This is a genomic window from Bradyrhizobium nanningense, assembly GCF_004114535.1.
In the GTDB taxonomy this organism is placed as follows: domain Bacteria; phylum Pseudomonadota; class Alphaproteobacteria; order Rhizobiales; family Xanthobacteraceae; genus Bradyrhizobium; species Bradyrhizobium nanningense.
In genome coordinates this window covers 334,300-353,021 of sequence record NZ_LBJC01000033.1, presented here as the reverse complement: position 1 = coordinate 353,021, position 18,722 = coordinate 334,300, and the positions used below count along the sequence as shown (strand labels likewise).

16 protein-coding genes are annotated in these 18,722 nt (G+C 63.6%); 6 read left to right on the top strand and 10 right to left on the bottom strand.

All coding sequences use genetic code 11. The annotated features are described in order from the left end of the window. Positions 1-40: 40 nt before the first annotated feature. The 3 genes from XH84_RS30505 to XH84_RS30495 form a co-directional block, all read right to left on the bottom strand. On the bottom strand, positions 41-1,357 hold the full coding sequence (locus XH84_RS30505; RefSeq protein ID WP_128921944.1) for a homoserine dehydrogenase: 1,317 nt from the start codon (positions 1,355-1,357) through the stop codon (positions 41-43). 29 nt (positions 1,358-1,386) lie between these two features. Continuing rightward, on the bottom strand, positions 1,387-2,607 hold the full coding sequence (locus XH84_RS30500; RefSeq protein WP_128921945.1) for an LL-diaminopimelate aminotransferase: 1,221 nt from the start codon (positions 2,605-2,607) through the stop codon (positions 1,387-1,389). Between the two features lie 215 nt (positions 2,608-2,822). Further along, positions 2,823-3,098 carry a hypothetical protein gene (locus tag XH84_RS30495; protein ID WP_128921946.1) on the bottom strand — a complete coding sequence of 92 codons (276 nt, stop codon included), beginning with the start codon at positions 3,096-3,098 and terminating at the stop codon, positions 2,823-2,825. Between the two features lie 252 nt (positions 3,099-3,350). Here XH84_RS30495 and XH84_RS30490 point away from each other — a divergent pair, with 252 nt between their 5' ends. Both XH84_RS30490 and XH84_RS30485 read left to right on the top strand, forming a co-directional pair. Next, positions 3,351-5,159, top strand: a complete 1,809-nt coding sequence (locus XH84_RS30490; RefSeq protein ID WP_164936580.1) for a PHA/PHB synthase family protein — start codon at positions 3,351-3,353, stop codon at positions 5,157-5,159. A gap of 67 nt (positions 5,160-5,226) precedes the next feature. Then, positions 5,227-5,625, top strand: coding sequence for an MAPEG family protein (locus tag XH84_RS30485; protein WP_128921948.1), 399 nt, complete (start codon positions 5,227-5,229; stop codon positions 5,623-5,625). Positions 5,626-5,746: 121 nt separating this feature from the next. Here XH84_RS30485 and argC read toward each other — a convergent pair whose 3' ends face one another. From argC to XH84_RS30470, 3 genes are all read right to left on the bottom strand, one after another. Then, the gene (gene argC / locus XH84_RS30480) at positions 5,747-6,745 is read right to left on the bottom strand and encodes an N-acetyl-gamma-glutamyl-phosphate reductase (RefSeq protein WP_128921949.1); all 999 of its coding nucleotides are present in this window, start codon (positions 6,743-6,745) and stop codon (positions 5,747-5,749) included. Then, on the bottom strand, positions 6,742-7,407 hold the full coding sequence (locus XH84_RS30475; RefSeq protein ID WP_128921950.1) for an FMN-binding negative transcriptional regulator: 666 nt from the start codon (positions 7,405-7,407) through the stop codon (positions 6,742-6,744). The genes argC and XH84_RS30475 overlap by 4 nt, the downstream gene beginning before the upstream one ends. Before the next feature lie 226 nt (positions 7,408-7,633). Further along, a complete protein-coding gene (locus tag XH84_RS30470) occupies positions 7,634-8,164 on the bottom strand; it encodes a DedA family protein (RefSeq protein ID WP_128921951.1) in 531 nt (176 codons plus the stop codon). A gap of 241 nt (positions 8,165-8,405) precedes the next feature. On the opposite strand from XH84_RS30470, the gene parE reads away from it, so the two are divergent. The 4 genes from parE (at position 8,406) to XH84_RS30450 (ending at position 12,949) form a co-directional block, all read left to right on the top strand. Beyond that, on the top strand, positions 8,406-10,448 hold the full coding sequence (gene parE, locus XH84_RS30465; protein ID WP_128921952.1) for a DNA topoisomerase IV subunit B: 2,043 nt from the start codon (positions 8,406-8,408) through the stop codon (positions 10,446-10,448). A 444-nt stretch (positions 10,449-10,892) separates the two neighbouring features. Next, the gene (locus XH84_RS30460; protein ID WP_128921953.1) at positions 10,893-11,669 is read left to right on the top strand and encodes an outer membrane protein; all 777 of its coding nucleotides are present in this window, start codon (positions 10,893-10,895) and stop codon (positions 11,667-11,669) included. Positions 11,670-11,971: 302 nt separating this feature from the next. After that, on the top strand, positions 11,972-12,157 hold the full coding sequence (locus tag XH84_RS30455; RefSeq protein WP_018641722.1) for a hypothetical protein: 186 nt from the start codon (positions 11,972-11,974) through the stop codon (positions 12,155-12,157). A gap of 21 nt (positions 12,158-12,178) precedes the next feature. After that, entirely contained in the window at positions 12,179-12,949 is a 771-nt protein-coding gene (locus tag XH84_RS30450; RefSeq protein ID WP_128948522.1) for an SDR family NAD(P)-dependent oxidoreductase, read from the top strand. A gap of 113 nt (positions 12,950-13,062) precedes the next feature. Here XH84_RS30450 and XH84_RS30445 read toward each other — a convergent pair whose 3' ends face one another. The 4 genes from XH84_RS30445 to XH84_RS30430 all read right to left on the bottom strand — a co-directional run bounded on the left by XH84_RS30445 (position 13,063) and on the right by XH84_RS30430 (position 18,715). Further along, positions 13,063-13,824, bottom strand: coding sequence for an outer membrane protein (locus XH84_RS30445; RefSeq protein ID WP_128921955.1), 762 nt, complete (start codon positions 13,822-13,824; stop codon positions 13,063-13,065). A 179-nt stretch (positions 13,825-14,003) separates the two neighbouring features. Then, the gene (locus XH84_RS30440) at positions 14,004-15,251 is read right to left on the bottom strand and encodes an FAD-dependent oxidoreductase (RefSeq protein ID WP_128921956.1); all 1,248 of its coding nucleotides are present in this window, start codon (positions 15,249-15,251) and stop codon (positions 14,004-14,006) included. 440 nt (positions 15,252-15,691) lie between these two features. Continuing rightward, positions 15,692-16,126 (bottom strand): hypothetical protein, encoded by a 435-nt coding sequence (locus XH84_RS30435; RefSeq protein ID WP_181769271.1) that lies wholly within the window; start codon positions 16,124-16,126, stop codon positions 15,692-15,694. A gap of 1,080 nt (positions 16,127-17,206) precedes the next feature. Continuing rightward, positions 17,207-18,715, bottom strand: a complete 1,509-nt coding sequence (locus tag XH84_RS30430; protein ID WP_128921957.1) for a caspase family protein — start codon at positions 18,713-18,715, stop codon at positions 17,207-17,209. Positions 18,716-18,722: the final 7 nt, after the last annotated feature.

Genomic DNA, 18,722 nt, shown 5'->3' with positions numbered 1-18,722 from the left:
ACTCACAACGCCCGCGGTTCGTTCGATCGAACGAACCGCCTCAGTTCTTCTCGATCCGGATCACCTGCGGCCGTCCGCTGATCACCTTGTCCTTTTGCACGGCGGCGAGCGCGCGGCGCACGGCGTCCTCGTGCGTCGCGTAGGTGATCAGGATGACAGGCACGGGGACCGCTTTGCCGTTTGCGGGTGCAACGCCGCCATTGGGATGACGCTGCACGATCGACTCGATCGAAATCTTCTGTTCGGCAAGCCGCGTCGCGATCGCAGCCGCGGTGCCGGGGAAATCGCGCGCCAGGAGGCGGATGTAGTAGCCGCCCTCGTGGCGCTCCATCGGCGCCTTCTTGGTGTCGCGCAATTGCGCAATGGGCCGGCCGAACGGATTGGCACGGATGCCGCGCGCGACATCGGCGATGTCGGCGACCACGGCGGATGCCGTCGCGGCGCCGCCGGCGCCGGGGCCGACCAGCGTGATAGGCGGAATGCCCTCGCCGTCGATCGTGACCGCATTGGTGACACCCATCACCTGCGCGATCGAGGAGGATTTTGGCACCATGGTCGGATGCACGCGCTGCTCGATGCCCTTGGCGGTGCGCACCGCAACGCCGAGCAGCTTGACGCGGTAGCCGAGATCAGACGCCGCGCGCAGATCTTCCGGCGCAATGGATGAGATGCCTTCGACATACACCGCGCTTTGAGCAACTTTCGTGCCGAAAGCGAGGCTGGCGAGGATCGCGAGCTTTTGCGCGGTATCGTGACCATCCACATCGAACGACGGGTTGGCCTCGGCATAACCGAGCCGCTGCGCGTCCTTGAGGCATTCGGCGAAGGACAGCCCCTCCTGCTCCATCCGGGTCAGGATGTAATTGCAGGTGCCGTTGAGGATGCCGTAGACGCGATTGACGCCGGTGCCGGCGAGCCCCTCACGCAACGTCTTGATGACGGGGATCGCGGCGCCGACGGCTGCCTCGAAATTCAGCGCGCCGCCGTGCTTTTCGGCTGATTTGGCGAGCTTGATGCCGTGCTTGGCCAGCAACGCCTTGTTGGCGGTGACGACCGACTTGCCGGCGTTGAGTGCGGCCTCCACCGCCGACAGCGCGGGATCGCTCGCGCCGCCCATCAGTTCGACGAAGCAATCGATGCCTGGATGCGTGGCCAGCGCCATCGGATCCCTGGCCCATTCGACGCCGCGCAGATCGACGTCGCGCTTCTTCGCTTTCGAGCGCGCGGTAACGGCGACGACGCGGATGCCGCGGCCGCTGCGGCCCGCGAGCACGCGGGCCTGGGTTTCAATCAAACGGACCACTTCGGCGCCCACGGTGCCGAGCCCCGCTATGCCCACTTTCAGGGGTGCAACCATGATGTCTTAGAAAACCTGCCGAAGAGAACTCAACGCCGATTGGCGAGCGGAACGACGTTGTGCAACGTTTCGATGCCGCTTTCAAGGAAGCGTCGCACGCCGCGCGCGGCCTGCCTGATCCGTTGCTCGTTTTCCACCATGGCGATGCGGACATATCCTTCACCATGCTCGCCGAAGCCGACGCCGGGCGAGACCGCAACGCCGGATTTCTCCACCATCAGGGTCGCGAACTGCATGCTGCCGACGCTGCGGAAGGCCTCCGGCAGCGGCACCCAGGCGAACATCGAGGCCTCCGGCGGCGGGATCTCCCAGCCGGCACGGCCGAACGATTCCACCAGCGCATCGCGGCGCTTGCGATAGGTATCGCGCATCTCCTTGATGCAGTCATCCGGACCGTTCAGCGCGGCGGTCGCCGCGACCTGAACGGGAGTGAAGGCGCCGTAATCGAGATAGGATTTGACGCGGGCGAGCGCGGCGATCACGCGCTCATTGCCGACCGCAAAGCCCATGCGCCAGCCGGCCATCGAATAGGTCTTCGACATCGAGGTGAACTCGACGGTGACATCCATTGCGCCCGGCACCTGGAGCACGGAGGGCGGCGGGTTGTTCTCGTCGAAATAGACCTCGGCATAGGCGAGATCGGACAGGATCAGGATCTCGTGCTTCTTCGCAAATGCGACGAGGTCCTTGTAGAAATCGAGGCTCGCGACATAGGCAGTCGGGTTCGACGGATAGCAGACGACGATCGCGAGCGGCTTCGGGATCGAATGCACGATCGCCCGCTCCACCGCCTCGAAGAACTGCGGCGTCGGCTCGGAGGGCACCGAACGGATCACGCCGCCCGCCATCAAAAAGCCGAAGGCGTGAATCGGATAGCTCGGGTTCGGACAGAGGATGACGTCGCCGGGCGCCGTGATCGCCTGCGCCACGTTGGCAAAGCCCTCCTTCGAGCCGAGCGTCGCCACGATCTGGGTGTCGGGGTTGAGCTTCACGCCGAACCGGCGGGCGTAGTAGCCGGCCTGGGCCCGGCGCAGTCCGGGGATGCCGCGGGAGGCCGAATAGCGGTCGGTCCGCGGCTTGCCCAGCGTCTCCTTCAGTTTCTCCAGCACATGCGCCGGGGCCGGCAGATCCGGGTTACCCATCCCGAGGTCGATGATGTCGGCGCCGGCATTCCGCGCGGCCGCCTTGGCCCGGTTGACCTGCTCGAACACGTAAGGCGGTAGGCGTCGGATGCGGTAAAATTCTTCCATGGCTCTCTGGGCTCCGGGCAACCGGTCAGGACAGAATCGACAGGACAGGACGGCTTTGCGGAAAGGGGCTCAGCCTCGTCGCAAAAATTACTCAAAATCAAATACTTAGAGCAATCATCGACAACGAGGACTGAAGTCGTTCGCCCTGACTGTTGGCTGAACTGAGGTCTTTTAGCACGGCAAGGCGGGGGCGCCAGCGATTACCTTGCAGCGTCTCACTTCGCATCCTTGCCGGCAGCGGCCTGGCGATCGCGCGCGGCGGCGAGCTCGGCCTCGATCTTGGCGCGCTGTTCCGGCGGGATGATCGCTTGATCGCGATCCGGCGGCAGGTCGTGCACCGGCAGATAGGCCCCGGACTCCTTCGGATGCGCCTGAGCATCCGCGGGCGCCATATCCGCGAACTGACTCGAACAGCCGCCCAGCGCAAATGCCACGCTCAACAGCGCGCCACCGATCAGCAGCGACCTTTGTCGGACCCTCAACGCCAACACTTGGGAAATCCCCTACTCGTCCCAATGCAAGCTGCCGCACACTAACCCGACAACCTGCCCAAGCTCAAACCATTGCTGCCCACAAATGGAACGAGCGAGAAAACATCTAAGGCCCACGATCAGAGGGTTGCACCGCGATTGTGACAAAACCAAGAAACTTTGTCGCAGTGCAGCACATCTTGGAGGGTGTTTAACGTCAAACATGCGAGCTTCGCGGTGACGAATACGGAATGACTCGTTACTGTTCTGCCTATGAGTATGGCCACGACCGATACGCCTAAACCCGAGACGAAGTTCGATGCGGAAGCCTTCGCGATGAATGTCGCGCGGGCGATGGAGAGCGGCGGCAAGGCGCTCGCGGCCTATCTCAAGCCGCGCGAGAGCGGCGAGGTGCAGGATCGCCCGCCGGCCGAGCTTGCCGAGGTGGTCAAGACCTTCACTTCGGTTGCCGAATATTGGTTGTCGGACACGTCCCGCTCCTCCGATCTGCGGACCAAACTCGCCAAGGATTACCTCGACCTCTGGGGCTCGGCTGTGCGCCGCATGGCCGGCCAGGACGCACCGCCCGCGATCGCGCCCTCGCCGCGCGACAAGCGCTTTGCCGATCCGGAATGGAAGTCGAACCAGTTCTTCGATTTCGTCATGCAGCTCTATCTGCTCACGACCAAATGGGCGCAGGAGCTGGTGCGCGATGCCGAAGGGCTCGATCCGCAGACCCGCCGCAAGGCGGAGTTCTACGTCCAGCAGGTCACCAACGCGCTGTCGCCGTCCAACTTCGTGCTGACCAATCCGGAAGTGCTGCGCGAGACCGTGGCGAGCAGCGGCGAGAACCTCGCGCGTGGCCTGACGATGCTGGCGGAGGACATCGCGGCCGGCAAGGGCATGCTGAAGATTCGCCAGTCCAACCCGGACAACCTCGTCGTCGGCGTCAACATGGCGACGACGCCGGGCAAGGTGATCTATCAGAACGAGATGATGCAGCTGATCCAGTATTCGCCGACCACGGAGACGGTGCTGCGCACCCCGCTCCTGATCGTGCCGCCCTGGATCAACAAGTTCTACATCCTCGATCTCAAGCCGGAGAAATCCTACATCAAGTGGTGCGTCGACCAGGGCATCACCGTGTTCGTGATCTCATGGGTCAATCCCGACAAGCGGCTCGGCAACAAGAGCTGGGAAGACTACATGAAGGAAGGCCCGCTCACGGCGATGGACGTGATCGAGAAGGTCACCGGCGAGATGAAGGTGCACACCGCCGGCTATTGCGTCGGCGGCACCATGCTCGCGACCACGCTGGCCTGGCTCGCCGAGAAGCGCCGCCAGCGCGTCTCGTCGGCGACGTTCTTCGCGGCGCAGGTCGACTTCACCCATGCCGGCGACCTCCTGGTGTTCGTCGACGAGGAACAGATCTCCGCGCTCGAAAAGGACATGAAGGCGGCCGGCGTGCTCGAAGGCTCGAAGATGGCGATGGCCTTCAACATGCTGCGCTCCAACGATCTGATCTGGTCCTACGTCGTCAGCAACTACCTGAAAGGCCAGCAGCCCAGCGCGTTCGACCTGTTGCACTGGAATTCCGACGCAACCCGCATGACAGCGTCGAACCATTCCTATTATTTGCGCAACTGCTATCTGGAGAACCGGCTCTCCACCGGCACGATGGTGCTCGACAACACGCTGCTCGACCTCTCCAAGGTCCGGGTGCCCGTCTACAACCTCGCCACCCGCGAGGACCATATCGCGCCGGCGGAATCGGTGCTGTACGGCTCGCAATTCTTCGGTGGTCCGGTGAAATATGTGCTGTCGGGGTCGGGCCATATCGCAGGCGTCGTCAATCCGCCGGCTTCGAACAAGTATCAGTACTGGACCAACGACAACATCAAGGACGTCAACGTCGCGCAGTGGATGAAGGACGCCGTGGAGCACAAGGGCTCGTGGTGGCCGGACTGGCGGCAATGGCTGGGCGAGCTCGATCCGGAGCAGGTTCGCGCGCGCGCACCGGGAAACGAAGCATTCCCGCCGATCGAGGACGCGCCCGGCAGCTATGTCAGGGTTCGCGCATAGCGGACTCTGACGCGCTCTTGTATAGACTCGCTCTCAACACAGCTGCGACGACAGAGGGGATCGAACCATGACGCGCGAATTGTTCTGGCTGACACTGACAGTGATCCTGACCGGGATCCTCTGGATTCCCTACACGATCAACCGGTGCCAGGTCCGCGGCCTCAGTGGCGCGATGGCCAATCCCTCGCGCGGCGACAAGCCGCAAGCCGAATGGGCCAACCGGTTGATGTTCGCGCATGACAACGCGGTCGAGAACCTCGTCCTCTTTGCGCCGCTGGTGCTGATCCTCAATGCGATCGACTATTCCACCAAATGGACCGTGCTCGCCTGCGCGGTCTATTTCTGGTCCCGCGTCGCGCATCTGATCGTCTACGCGCTCGGCATCCCGGTATTCCGCACGCTCGCCTTCACCGTCGGCTTCCTGGCGCAGGCCGTGCTGGCGCTGGCGATCTTCAAGGTGTTTTGAGGCTCTCTCCCTCGTCATTGCGAGGAGCGAAGCGACGAAGCAATCCGGGCTGTTTCCGCGGACATATTTCTGGATTGCTTCGCTTCGCTCGCAATGACGGAGAACGAAGGAACGCCCTCTCCTACTCCTCCGGCAGGCCGAGCATCAGCCGCATGTTCTGCACGGCTGCGCCTGAAGCGCCCTTGCCGAGATTGTCGAGCCGGGCGACCAGCACCGCCTGGTGATATTTGTCGCTGGCGAAGACGTAGAGCTCGAGCATGTTGGTCTCGTTGAGCGCCTCCGGCTCGAGCCGGCCGCCCTTGGTCGCCTCGTTCTGCAGCGACATCACCTTGACGTACTTTGAACCGGCATACCGCTTGGCCAGCGCGGCTTGCAGGTCGGCTCCGCTGGGCTTGCCCGGCAGCGTGTCGAGCTGGAGCGGCACCGAGACCAGCATGCCCTGTCGGTAATTACCGACCGAGGGAATGAAGATCGGCCGCCGCGTCAGGTTGGAATAGAGCTGCATCTCGGGCAGATGCTTGTGCTCGAAGCCGAGGCCATAGAGCTCGAACGACGGCGCGCTGCCGTCCTCGAAGCTCGCGATCATCGACTTGCCCCCGCCGGAATAGCCACTCACCGCGTTGACCGTGACGGGATAGTCCGGCGGCAGCAGCCCGGCATCGACGATGGGCCGCAGCAGCGCGATCGCGCCGGTCGGATAGCAGCCGGGATTGGAGACCTTCTTGGCGGCCTTGATCTTCGCGGCCTGGTCAGGCGTCAGCTCGGGAAAGCCGTAAGCCCAGTCCGGCGCGACACGGTAGGCGGTCGAGGCGTCCAGCACCTTCGGGCCTCGAGCCCCCATGCTGTCGACGAGCGCCACCGTTTCCTTGGCGGCATCGTCGGGCAGGCAGAGGATGACGAGGTCCACCTCCTCCATCAGTGCCTTCTTGGCCGCGGGGTCCTTGCGCTTGTCGTCGGGAAGCGCCTTCACGACGACGTCGTTCTGGAGCTTCAGCCGCTCGTTGATGCCGAGCCCGGTGGTGCCGGAGCCGCCGTCGACGAAGACGGTGGCGGGCTTGTTGGCCGCACTGGTGATCGGAGCTTTGGTGGTGTCAGAGAGGCCGGTTTCGGAAAGGCTCATGGCGCGCTCCCTTCGAGCATGGTCGTCTCGTCTGCGAAAACCTGCGGCCTTGCCTGCCGCATCAAATCTGAGATCTGCTTGGCGTCGGCATCGCCGGCACTGAGCGCATTGGCGATCGCCGCATAGTCGGCGTCCGATTTGTGCTGGTTGAGCTTGAAGCTGCCTTCGACCTCTTCAACATTCATGACCAGACCCACGATCGCCTTCTTCATCGTCTCGAGCCGGCCCGCCGTCATCTTGCCCGACGTCCACGGCTTCTTCGGCAGCAGCCAGGTCTCGAACTTGTCGCTGAGCGTGTCGATCTGCACCGACAATTCGTCGTCCGTCAGGAGCCGCACCGGCCCGCTCAGATGCACCGACTGGTAGAGCCAGGTCGGCACCTGATCCGGCGAGACGTACCAATCCGGCGATACATAGGCATCGGGGCCGTTGACCGCGAGCAGCCAGGACGCATCGCCGCCCGCAAGCTTTAGCAGCGGATTGTGACGGGCGACATGAAAGGCAGCCTGCGGCGTGCCGTCCGCGGCGTAAGTCAGATAGAACGGCAACGGCGAGGCGATCGGCTTCTTGCCGTCAAAGGCACACATGGTGCCGAAGCCGCGCGCTTCGGCGAACTTCAGGCTTGCGGCGCGGTCCTGCTTGAAAAAGGGTGGCGTGTACATCGTGGTCTCCTGCTGGGCCTCCTTGTGGGAGCCGCCGGATCAGATCGCGCTGACAGGAGAGAGAATGCCGCGGATCGGATCCAGCGGCAAAGACGATGATCTCAAACGCGATCGACCGCCCAAACCGCTAAAGAGCGGCGGCGGCGACGGGCGAACAGGATGGTCGCGGCGTTGATCATGGCGCGGGGCTATAGAGCGAGATCCGGTTCCCGTCAAGGTTCGGGCGTCAGATCACCCGCCAGATCCATTCCATGATCTTGGCGAGCACGTCGCCGAACAGCAGGAGCACGGCCGACCAGACCAGGGCGGAGACGAAATTGGCGGCCTGGAAGCTCCAATAGGGCATCTCGAAGATGCCGGCCGCGAGCGGCACCGAGGCGCGCAAGGGGCCGAAGAACCGGCCGATGAAGATGCTGGGGATACCCCAGCTGCGCACGAAAGCCTCGCCTCTGGGCAGAAGTCCCGGATAGCGCGAGAGCGGCCACATCTCGGCGACCTTCTCCTTGTAGCGATAGCCGAACCAGTAAGATACCCAATCGCCCAGGGCCGCTCCGAGGCCGCCGGCGATCCAGACCGGATAGAAGCTGATGCCGCTCACCCCGATCAGCGCACCGATCGCGACCAGCGCGCCCCAGGCCGGGATCAGCAGGGAGATGAAGGCAAGCGACTCCCCGAAAGCGAGCAGGAACACGATCGGGGCCGCCCAAGCCTGGTGAACGCGCACGAAATCGGCCAGGGCGTGCGCAAACTGCTCCATCAAAAATAGCCTTCCCGCCCCGTCTCAAGGTGCTGCTCGATGAAAAGGACTGGTAAGCCAAGGACTTGTGTGACATCAAGTCACAAAACCCGGCAGAGGCCGGGCGTGGACGTCAAATTGCCGGGATTGGCTCCCAACCACACCGCCCGGTCCGCCCTGCGGTAACCTTTCCAAGTCAGAAGTGGCATAGTCGGCGTAATCGATTCGCCGCTCATGCGGCCCTCAAAACGCATCAAGATATATGTCCAAGCAGTTGAAACCCAAAGCAAAAGACGACTTTTTCGGCGGCGACGAGCCGAAACCGCGCTCCGCCAGGGCCGCGCCGCGCGGAAGCGGCGGGGAAGCCGACTACACCGCAGCCGACATCGAGGTGCTCGAAGGCCTGGAACCGGTGCGGCGCCGGCCGGGCATGTATATCGGCGGCACCGATGAGAAGGCGTTGCATCATCTGTTTGCCGAAGTCATCGACAATTCGATGGACGAGGCGCTGGCCGGACATGCGACCTTCATCGGCGTCGAGCTTAGTGCGGATGGGTTCCTGACCGTCACCGACAACGGCCGCGGCATTCCGATCGATCCGCATCCGAAGTTCCCGAAGAAATCAGCGCTCGAAGTCATCATGTGCACGCTGCATTCGGGCGGCAAGTTCGACTCCAAGGTCTACGAGACCTCCGGCGGTCTGCACGGCGTCGGCATCTCCGTCGTGAACGCCCTCTCCTCGCGGCTCGAGGTCGAGGTCGCGCGCAGCCAGAAGCTCTACCGCATGTCGTTCGAGCGCGGCCACCCCAAGGGCAAGCTCGAGGACCTCGGCAAGGTCAACAACCGTCGCGGCACGCGTGTGCGCTTCAAGCCCGACACCGACATCTTCGGACCTAAGGCCGCGTTCAAGCCGCAGCGCCTGTTCAAGATGACGCGCTCGAAGGCCTATCTGTTCGGCGGCGTCGAGATCCGCTGGAACTGCGCGCCCGAGCTGCTCAAGGGCATCGAGGACGTGCCGGCGGAGGCCACGTTCCACTTCCCCGGCGGCCTCAAGGACTATCTGGCGGCGGCGATCCACGCCGACACGCTGGTGCATCCCGACATCTTCTCCGGCAAGTCCGGCCGCAACGGCGCGCATGGCGCCTGCGAATGGGCCGTGGCCTGGACCGCGGATGCGGACGGCTTCCTCTCTTCGTACACCAACACCGTCCCCACGCCCGATGGCGGCACCCACGAATCCGGCCTGCGCAGCGCGCTGCTCCGCGGCCTGAAGGATCACGCCGAGCGCGTCGGTCAGGGCAAGCGCGCCTCGTCCATCACCTCGGAAGACGTGATGGTGGGCGCGGCCGTGATGCTGTCCGTGTTCGTGCGCGAGCCCGAATTCCAGGGCCAGACCAAGGACCGTCTCGCCACCGCCGAAGCACAGCGCATCGTCGAGCAGGCGATGAAGGATCCGTTCGACCACTGGCTGTCGGGCAATCCGAACATGGCCAACCGGCTGCTCGACTTCGTGATCGACCGCGCCGAGGAGCGGCTGCGCCGCCGCCAGGAGAAGGAAACTGCGCGCAAGACCGCCGGCAAGAAGCTGCGCCTGCCCGGCAAGCTCGCCGACTGCACCGACGCCGGCACCGAAGGCTCCGAGCTCTTCATCGTCGAAGGTGACTCGGCCGGTGGCAGCGCCAAGCAGGCGCGCGACCGCAAGACGCAGGCCGTGCTGCCGCTGCGTGGCAAGATCCTCAACGTCGCTTCCGCCGGCAAGGACAAGCTGACGGCGAACGCGCAGCTCTCCGATCTCGTGCAGGCGATCGGCTGCGGCCAGCTCCTGCAATATCGCGAAGAAGATCTGCGTTACCAGCGCATCATCATCATGACCGACGCCGACGTCGATGGTGCCCACATCGCTTCGCTCTTGATCACCTTCTTCTACCGGCAGATGCCGAAGCTGATCGACGAAGGACATCTCTTCCTCGCGGTGCCGCCGCTCTACAAGCTGACCCACGGCACGAAGTCGGTCTACGCGCGCGACGACAAGCACAAGGAAGAGCTGATCAAGAGCGCGTTCAACGCCAACGCCAAGGTCGAGGTGAACCGCTTCAAAGGTCTCGGCGAGATGATGCCGGCGCAGCTCAAGGAGACCACCATGGATCCGGCCAAGCGGACCCTGCTCAAGGTGGTCCTGCTGCCCGACGACCGTGACACCACCGCAGATTCGGTGGAGCGGTTGATGGGTACCAAGGCCGAGGCGCGCTTTGCCTTCATCTCGGACAAGGCTGAGTTTGCCAGCGAAGAGTTGCTGGACGTCTGAGCCTCAGCACCGCCGCACTCCGTTCAAGAGCCCCGGCACGAAGCCGGGGCTCCTTTTTTTGTGGGGGCCACCGTTTGCCGGGATAATACCTGCCTACCGTCCGCCTCGCGTCGGGCGATTCCCGGCACCGTCGCCGCGACTCGGCCACCGACTCACGGTGCTCGGACCGTGGCAGGACGGCCTCCATTTCCGAGAAGGCCGAATTTCCTAACGAAACCCTACGCGAATTTGAGGCTCGGAAATCTGAACAAGCCTTTGAATTAAAGCCATTATTTCTGATCCCGGCGCTCTGGCCCCGAATGCGCACTCACCGGCGTTTTCCGGCGACTGTGCCTGCCCGGCAACAGCATTTCGGCGGGAAACGTCTATAGTCCGGGTCATCAGATGACACGAACTTCAGTGCGCTCGCGCCTGCTACGACAGACCAAGGTTGGGGATTTTGACATGAAGAAGGTTTTGCTCGCTCTGACCGCGGTTGCCGCGATGACCGGTTCGGCCTCGGCGGCCGATCTCGCTGCCCGTCCGTACGTGAAGGCGCCGATGGCGGCGCCCGTCGCCAACTGGACCGGCTTCTACATCTTCGGTGGCGCCGGCGGCGGCATCTGGGATGCGGACTCCCACACCAACTTCGTTGGCGTTCCCGTCACGATCGATCAGCGCGTCGGCGGCGACGGCTGGTTCGGCACGGTCGGCGCCGGCTACGACTGGCAGTTCAGCGGGACTTGGGTCGCTGGCGTGTTCGCCGATGGTCAGTTCGGTAGCTTGCGCGGCAGCCTCAACGATGAGTTCGCTGCGCTGACCGGCCGCATCAAGATGCAGGACGCCTGGGCTGCAGGTGTTCGCCTCGGCTATCTGGTTGCTCCGAACGTTCTCTCCTACGTCAATGCCGGTTACAGCGGATCGCACTGGTCGGGCACCGGCTTGACGAATCTCGCCGGGACGGCCTCGGGCTTCCACACCGACTCGTTCAACCGCAATGGCTGGTTCGTCGGCGGTGGCGTCGAGAACAATCTGAACATCTTCGGCATCTCGGCGCCGGGCTGGTTCATGAAGACCGAATATCGCGCTGCCTACTACGATCGTAAGGACATTGCCGTCCGCACCGACGTCGGCAACGTCGCGACCACCGACTCCATCAGCTTCAAGCCCTGGGTGCAGACCATCAGCACCTCGCTGGTCTATCGCTTCAACTGGACCGGTCCGGTCGTCGCGAAGTACTGATCCGATCTCACGATCAAACGTCAAAGCCCCGGCATCGTCCGGGGCTTTTTCGTTAGGGGCTTGTCGACGGCCGATGCTCGCCTTCAGCGACGGCACACAGCGCTGCTGGGCCTCGATCGCCATCCATGCAACATCGGTGATCGCGCCGCCCTGTGCTTGCGACATGCGCCCGCGACGGCTTGTGCCGGCACCGCCATTGTATCCGAACCAGAGCTACGGTTACTGTGCGCCCAAGCTTTCGAGGCCGCAGCAGATCCTTCATGCCGCGAGTCGCGTCAGAAGCGGACCGATGGGAGGAACGCATGCGCAGATTTCTGCTGGTCGCAGGCCTGTTTGCGACTGCCGTCGGGCTGCTCTGGATCGGACAGGGCACGGGCACCGTTCCCTGGCCGCGATCGAGCTTCATGGTCAACCAGCTGCAATGGGCCGGCTATGGCGCCGCCATGGCCGGCTTCGGGCTGGTGCTGATCTGGCAGAGCAACCAATAGAAGAAACCAGGGAATACAAGCATGACATCCAGCCGGTTCGATCTCCGCGGCAAGGTCGCGATCGTCACGGGAGGCAATGGCGGCATCGGCCTCGGCATGGCGCGCGGACTTGCCGATGCAGGCGCCGACATCGCCGTGGTCGGACGCAACGAGGCGAAGTCCAAAGCAGCCGTCGAAGATCTCCGGCAGCGCGGCGTCAAGGCGATCGCTGTTCCGACCGATGTCACCGACAGGGCCGCGATCGAAGCCATGATTGCCCGCGTGGTGAAGGATCTCGGCCGCATCGACATCCTCGTCAACAATGCCGGCATGAGCATCCGCAAGCCGCCGCACGAGCTCGAGCTCGACGAGTGGAACAAGGTGATCGACACCAACCTCACCAGCGCCTTCCTGTGCTCGAAGCTCGCCTATCCGGCGTTGAAGGCGTGCGGCAACGGCAAGGTGATCAACATCGGCTCGATGATGTCGATCTTCGGCGCGAGCTTCGCCACCGCCTATGCGGCGAGCAAGGGCGGCATCGTGCAATACACCCGCGCCTGCGCCAATGCCTGGGCGCCCGACAACATCCAGGTCAACGCCATCCTGCCGGGCTGGATCGATACCGACCTCACCCGCGGCGCGCGGCAGCAGGTGTCGGGATTGCACGAGCGGGTGCTGGCGCGCACGCCTGCGGGACGCTGGGGCGACATCGACGACTTTGCCGGCATCGCCGTGTTCCTGGCATCGCCCGCGTCGAACTTCGTCACGGGCACCGCGATTCCCGTCGATGGCGGCTTCTCAGTGATGGCCTGAGGGCATACCTGCCTTCGCAATCCGGCAACGCAAAAAAGAAGCCCCGGACCAAGCCGGGGCTTTTGAATTTGGCAGTGCTTTTTTTGATCGTTGGTCGCGTTGCGTCGACGTGCTCAGTAACGTGCGATGGTCGGGGCGTCGAACTTGTAGCTCGCGCGCACGACGGCCCATTGGATGTCGCGCGGCTTGGCGTCGAAGGTGTAATTAGCCGCGGTGCCGCCGAGCTGATAGGTCTGGCTGCCGAAAGCCGCGTAGTTGTATTCGAGCCCCACGATCCAGTTGCGGGTGATGCCGTATTCCCAGCCGGCGCCGACGGTCCAGCCGTTGTGCCAATGAGTTTGTCCGCCCGTACCCGTCACAAACGGATCGGTGACCGAGAGCCGGTTGTTGACCCCCGCATAGCCGCCCTTGATGTAGAACAGGTTGTTCTGCACGGCGAAGCCGGCACGACCGACGACAGTCGCCAGCACGTTGGCACGCCAGGAGAACACGTCGTTCGCCGGGGGGAATGCGGTGTTGGTGAAAGAGCCCTTGTTGTCGAGGCCGGAGATCGTGCCTTCCATGCCGAACACGTAATTGTTGGCCTGCCAATTGTAGCCGATCTGGGCGCCGCCCATGACGCCCGAATTGCGCTGGCGATAGCCCTCTCCTGGCAACAAATCGCCGAAGCCGCCACCGTTGCCGTTGTTGATGAACTGCTCGTTGGTCCATGCGCCACCGATGTGGCCGCCGACATAGAAACCGGTCCAGTTGAACAGCGGCTCGACATAAGCAGGCGCCTTGGTGTAGCGCGCGCCGAGATCGGCGGCGGAGGCAGCGCCGGCCGTAACCAAAGCGGTCGTGCAGGCGAAGGCGGCAATCAATTTATTACGCATGGTACACCCCGTGTCCTTTGATGGGTGCACGGTCACAGACGGGTGTTACTAAAATTCGAATCAACAGAGTTAACGCGGCGCATCGGCACGCGCGGGTCCGCAATTGCGCCCGCGCTGTTGCATACCCGCAACGCCATTGTCCCGATTTAACGCGACGTTATCCCTACCGATGTCCTGCGCTACGATTCCGACGCGACCTTCGAATGCACGTGCTCGGGCCGCACGCCGAGCGCAAGCAGGCGCGCCGGAATGCCCTGGAGCCATGGCAGCGCGGTGATGAGGCGCACGATCAGCGGCACCTTCAGCGGCCGGTCGCCGCTCTGCAGAGCGCCGCTGATGATGTTGTTCTGCACCACCACCTGCATGCGCTGCGTCATCTTCACCGGGAACTCGCGGCGACGCCTCACGGCATCGAGCTCGCTCTCGGACGGGCGGCCGTGCTGCAGCTTGCCCGCCAAGAGATTGGCGGTCGCGACCGCATCCTGTACGGCGAGATTGACGCCGACGCCGCCCACCGGCGACATCGCATGCGCGGCATCGCCAATGCAAAGCAGGCCCGGCCGCGTCCAGCGCGGCAGGCGGTTGATCGCGACGGTCAGCAGCCTGATGTCGTCGAAGCTCTTCACGTCGGCAATGCCTGCCTTAAGGATCGGTGCCATGCGCACGACGTCGTCGAGCAACGCCTGCAGTCCCCTCGCCTTCACCGCCTCGTACTGTCCCTTGCCGATGACGTAGGCGCATTGCCAATAATCGCCGCGATCGAAGGTGATCATCATCTTGCCGGGCTCGACGCGCGCGAACACGTTTTCGGTCTCGTCGGCCTTGCGACCGGCGCGAAACCACAGCACGTCCATCGGTGCGCCGATCTCCTCGACGGCCAGGCCCGCGCGCTGGCGCACCGTCGAATGCCGGCCGTCGCAGGCGATGGTGAGATCGGCTTCGATATCGATAAGGCCGTCAGGCGTTTTCGCCCGCACGCCGGCGATGGTCTCGCCACGACGGATCAGATCGACCGCCTCGGTGCTCATCATGACCTCGAGCGAAGCAAAGCGCCGGCCGGCCTCGCGCAGGAAATTCAGGAAGTCCCATTGCGGCATGAAGGCGATGAAGCGGTATTTGGTGTGGAGTCGGGAAAGATCGGCGATGCGCACCGGCGTGCCGCCGAACAGGCCGTCCATCTTCTGCAGCCGCTGATGCGGCAGCTTCAGGAAGCCGTCGATCAGGCCGAGCTCGTCCATCACCTGAAGCGTCGAGGGATGCACGGTGTCGCCGCGGAAGTCGCGGAAGAAATCCGCGTGCTTTTCCAGCACCACGACCTCGATGCCGGCCCGTCCCAGGAGATAGCCGAGCATCATGCCGGCCGGTCCTCCGCCAACGATGCAGCAGCGGACTCTTTTCGTCCGGTTTGATTGTTGGCCGGATGTCATTGCAACCACGATCCGCGACGTGAGTATCGATCAAGATATGGTGGGCAATGTAACGCCGATTCCGGTCGAGCGGAGCTTGAATCTGGATGCGCGGTGCCAGCGTTGGCCGGCAGCTCGGATCACGCCGGCCCGTCCGATCCCGGGAATAAGCCGCGTCCCCCGATGTTAATGGGAGATAAGACCCAACAGGGCATCAGAGGGAACGTTCAACGTGGCATGGTTGCTTGCAGGCGTGGCAGCCTGGCTGGTCATCAACGTCGCGCTCGTCTATCTGCGCACGCGCCGGAGCCGCGATGCGGAAGAGAGCGAGCCGCGGGTCTAACGTTGCTGACGGCGAGCGCCGCGCCTGCGACAGCAGTTCGCGTCAGGGCCGCAGGTCGCCACTTGCGAGGTAACAGATAGGCCAGCGCCGCGCGGGCCTCTCCTGGACGGGAACTGGACTATTTCTGATCTTCATTGCTGGTCCCGGTGCCCGGACTGCCGATCGGCAACCCGTTCGGCGCATGACCGACACCTGCGTTCCGTTCAGCTTGCGCGGCCGACGGCGAGGTGCCGTTTGCAGTCGGGGGCTGAACGTTCGGGTTGGTCTGCCCGGTATTGGTGTTGATGTTGGCCCCGGTGGTGGTGCCATGAATCCCCATCCCTGAAGGAGCCGACGGCCCCGAATTGGCGCTGCTGGATGAGGTGCCCATTCCGGCCCCCGAGCTGGCCGCAGATCCAGCGCTTCCGCCGCCAGTTCCCGTACCGGCTGCAGCACTGGCACCGCCACCCGCACCACCACTGCCTCCTCCGCCAGCACCCCCGCCTCCCTGAGCAAAAGCGGTCGTCGAAAGCGCAGCGCATGCGAAGGCGATGAGGATGGTCTTGCGGATCATGGATGGTCTCCCTGGTTTGGTGGACAATCCGGGGATCCGTAGAGTTGTTCCTTTGCCGAACTTCTTAGGCCCCAGTCGCCGCACGCCGAAGGCGTTAGCTTTCGTCGTTTTGCCAGAAGCTCAGTGATGGGTGGACGACGACCGCAAACGCTGCAAGGGCGAGGAAGATGACGACGACAAATGCAATTGCGATCTCTTCCATGGAGTCTCCCGGCGCCACAGCCCCCTCGCGTGGATGCCGGACCGTTGTGGCGGCATGGTGACTCCAAGGTGGATTTAAGATGCCTTTTGAAGAACAGTTCCGTGTCAGTCCGCGCCCCTTGGGAGAGCGAACGCCAGCATCAACGACGCCCGTTATTCCGACTACATCGCCTTTGTCGCCCGCGTGCCGGCCTCGTCGCCGTCCCGGATGGTTGGGTGGCAAGCGGCAGGCAACGCTTTCGGACTTCTGGCTGGCGCCCGCGAACGCGAGCTTTCATAGCTCGCTCTAGCTCTATGAGATGAGGTGCGGCAGTTCTTGCGGCTACCGACGCGACGATCGTGTTCGAGTCCTACAGACACGCCACGGCCGATCGAATGATCCGGCCGAATGCGTGACCGAGTTGTTCGAAGGCTTGCGGATGTGCGTTCATAACGACCCTCCGCGGCTGGCTAGTGCGGCGTCTTATTCGTCTACCCACCAGGTAAGCGACGGATAGACGACCAGCAGGCCAACGAGAGCCAAGGATGATCCGGCGAGAAGCATTCCTACAATCCAAGCGCACATCGGACGGGTACTCCGACTTTGCGCCATTATATGGCGCATTAAATTTTAAACGACAATAAACAAATTAAATAGCGTAAATTTCGTCCACTCCTTCAGACCATAGGGGGCGCATCCAAGTCCACGACATGGCTTGGTATCATCCGCATAACGCGCAGCCGAGTGGCTTCGGTCGTTTGACTGTACGAGCTAGAACCCGACCGAGCCCGAGCGCTATAGGGCGGCGCCGCCGCTGATGGGCATCAGCCGCGTTGTGTACTCCCGCGCGCGCCCTGCTCTCAGGGCCGCGCCGCCGCCGAGCACAATGGTCTCAATTGTTACTGCCGGTTCGCGCTGCGAAAACTCTTGATCTCGGAGACGCTGCCGTCGCGATAGGTCAGCTCCACCGAGACGGACTGCGTCGCTGGTGCGAGCTTCATGTAGAGCGGCATGCCGGCGGTGATCGCGCTGGGATCGCGCATGTCGCAAGGCGGCATCTTCAGCACCTGGTTGGGCACGGCGGTGTCGATGCCGATACGCACCTCGCGAATGGCGCAGCGATAGGACACGAGGTGCGTGTAGTAGACCAAGAGTCCGTTGAACTCGCGGAACGACAGCCAGCTCGTCGCGGTCATGTCGAGGATCTTGCGCTGGTCGCGGATCAGCGCGGCCTCGGGATCGAACCTGATCGGGAACGGCCCCTGCATGTCACCGGACTGATCGACGTAGCGGACCTCGATGGTGCCGGCCTGCGCATCCGGCGGCAATTCGATCGACGGGTTCGGCATCCGCTTGCGCGTGCGCGGATCGAGCGTGTCGATGAAGCCGGTCTCGCGGAAATCGCCCTTGCCCGCCATGCGCCAGGAAATGCCGAGCGTCGGGTCGGCAAAGGAGAACACCACGCTCCAGCCGCCATTGTGCCGCGAGAAGCTCGCGATCGGCGCGTTGATGGCCTCCTCTTTCGGCAGTTGCGGCACCGACACCGGCGGCAGCGCGGCGAGCTTCTGCGGCGGCGGATCGGCCGGCCGCGCGGCGGCATCCTTCGCCATGCCGCTGAGAAAGACGTCGTCGACCATCTGGTCGAAATAGACCGGCACCTGCCTGTGCTTCACGGTATCGGCCATCTCGCTGACGGCGCGGCGGGTGCGCTGCGCCACCTGCACGAGGTTCTCGCCGGGCTCAAGCAGCTCCTTGGCGAAGGTGCGCGTGAACACCGAATTGGGATTGGTGTCGTCATTGGACAGACGATCGAGCGCGGTCTGGCGGGGACCTGCCGAGAACACCGAAAACACGCCTTCGGGCAGCTGCGTCATCGGCGCGAGCCCGCCGGCACCGGCGACCGCGCGGGTGCCCTTGCGCTCGAACGGATTGTTGCGGCAGGCGTCGAACACCAGGATCGAAGTTCGCGCCTTCTTGTTCTGCAGACGCTCGATAATGCGATCGGCGAGGATCGAGGCGTCGCGCACCAGCTCTTCCTGCCCTTCCGTCGCCGCCGGTACGTCGGTCGGCAGCAGATAGTTCTGGCCCGCGATCTCGAAGCCGTGGCCGGCGTAGAAGAAGAACGCGGTATCGCCGGGCTCGATCGCCTTGTCGAAGGCGAGCAGCGTCTCGGAGAATTGCTGCCGGTTCTGGTTCTCTGCGACCATCACCGAGAAGCCGAGCTGCTTCAGCGTGTCGCCCATGGTGCGGGCGTCGTTGACGGCCTTGAGCAGCTTTGGAACGTTCCTGTAGTCGTTGTTGCCGACGACGAGCGCAACGCGCTTCTCGGCATGGGCGGGAAGCGCAAAGCCGCCGAGGCTTGCTGCCAGGCCAAGGGCCGCCAGAGTTCTGAAAAGCCGACGCGTCATCGCAAGT

Excerpts from the sequence above, each read along its gene's own strand:
- XH84_RS30455 (WP_018641722.1), top strand. The coding sequence starts at position 11,972 with ATGCGCAGATTTCTGCTGGTCGCAGGCCTGTTTGCGACTGCCGTCGGG.
- XH84_RS30470 (WP_128921951.1), bottom strand. The coding sequence starts at position 8,164 with ATGGAGCAGTTTGCGCACGCCCTGGCCGATTTCGTGCGCGTTCACCAG.
- XH84_RS30450 (WP_128948522.1), top strand. The coding sequence starts at position 12,179 with ATGACATCCAGCCGGTTCGATCTCCGCGGCAAGGTCGCGATCGTCACG.
- parE (WP_128921952.1), top strand. The coding sequence starts at position 8,406 with ATGTCCAAGCAGTTGAAACCCAAAGCAAAAGACGACTTTTTCGGCGGC.
- XH84_RS30500 (WP_128921945.1), bottom strand. The coding sequence starts at position 2,607 with ATGGAAGAATTTTACCGCATCCGACGCCTACCGCCTTACGTGTTCGAG.
- XH84_RS30440 (WP_128921956.1), bottom strand. The coding sequence starts at position 15,251 with ATGACATCCGGCCAACAATCAAACCGGACGAAAAGAGTCCGCTGCTGC.
- XH84_RS30430 (WP_128921957.1), bottom strand. The coding sequence starts at position 18,715 with ATGACGCGTCGGCTTTTCAGAACTCTGGCGGCCCTTGGCCTGGCAGCA.
- XH84_RS30475 (WP_128921950.1), bottom strand. The coding sequence starts at position 7,407 with ATGTACACGCCACCCTTTTTCAAGCAGGACCGCGCCGCAAGCCTGAAG.
- XH84_RS30460 (WP_128921953.1), top strand. The coding sequence starts at position 10,893 with ATGAAGAAGGTTTTGCTCGCTCTGACCGCGGTTGCCGCGATGACCGGT.
- XH84_RS30485 (WP_128921948.1), top strand. The coding sequence starts at position 5,227 with ATGACGCGCGAATTGTTCTGGCTGACACTGACAGTGATCCTGACCGGG.
- argC (WP_128921949.1), bottom strand. The coding sequence starts at position 6,745 with ATGAGCCTTTCCGAAACCGGCCTCTCTGACACCACCAAAGCTCCGATC.
- XH84_RS30445 (WP_128921955.1), bottom strand. The coding sequence starts at position 13,824 with ATGCGTAATAAATTGATTGCCGCCTTCGCCTGCACGACCGCTTTGGTT.
- XH84_RS30505 (WP_128921944.1), bottom strand. The coding sequence starts at position 1,357 with ATGGTTGCACCCCTGAAAGTGGGCATAGCGGGGCTCGGCACCGTGGGC.
- XH84_RS30490 (WP_164936580.1), top strand. The coding sequence starts at position 3,351 with ATGAGTATGGCCACGACCGATACGCCTAAACCCGAGACGAAGTTCGAT.
- XH84_RS30435 (WP_181769271.1), bottom strand. The coding sequence starts at position 16,126 with ATGATCCGCAAGACCATCCTCATCGCCTTCGCATGCGCTGCGCTTTCG.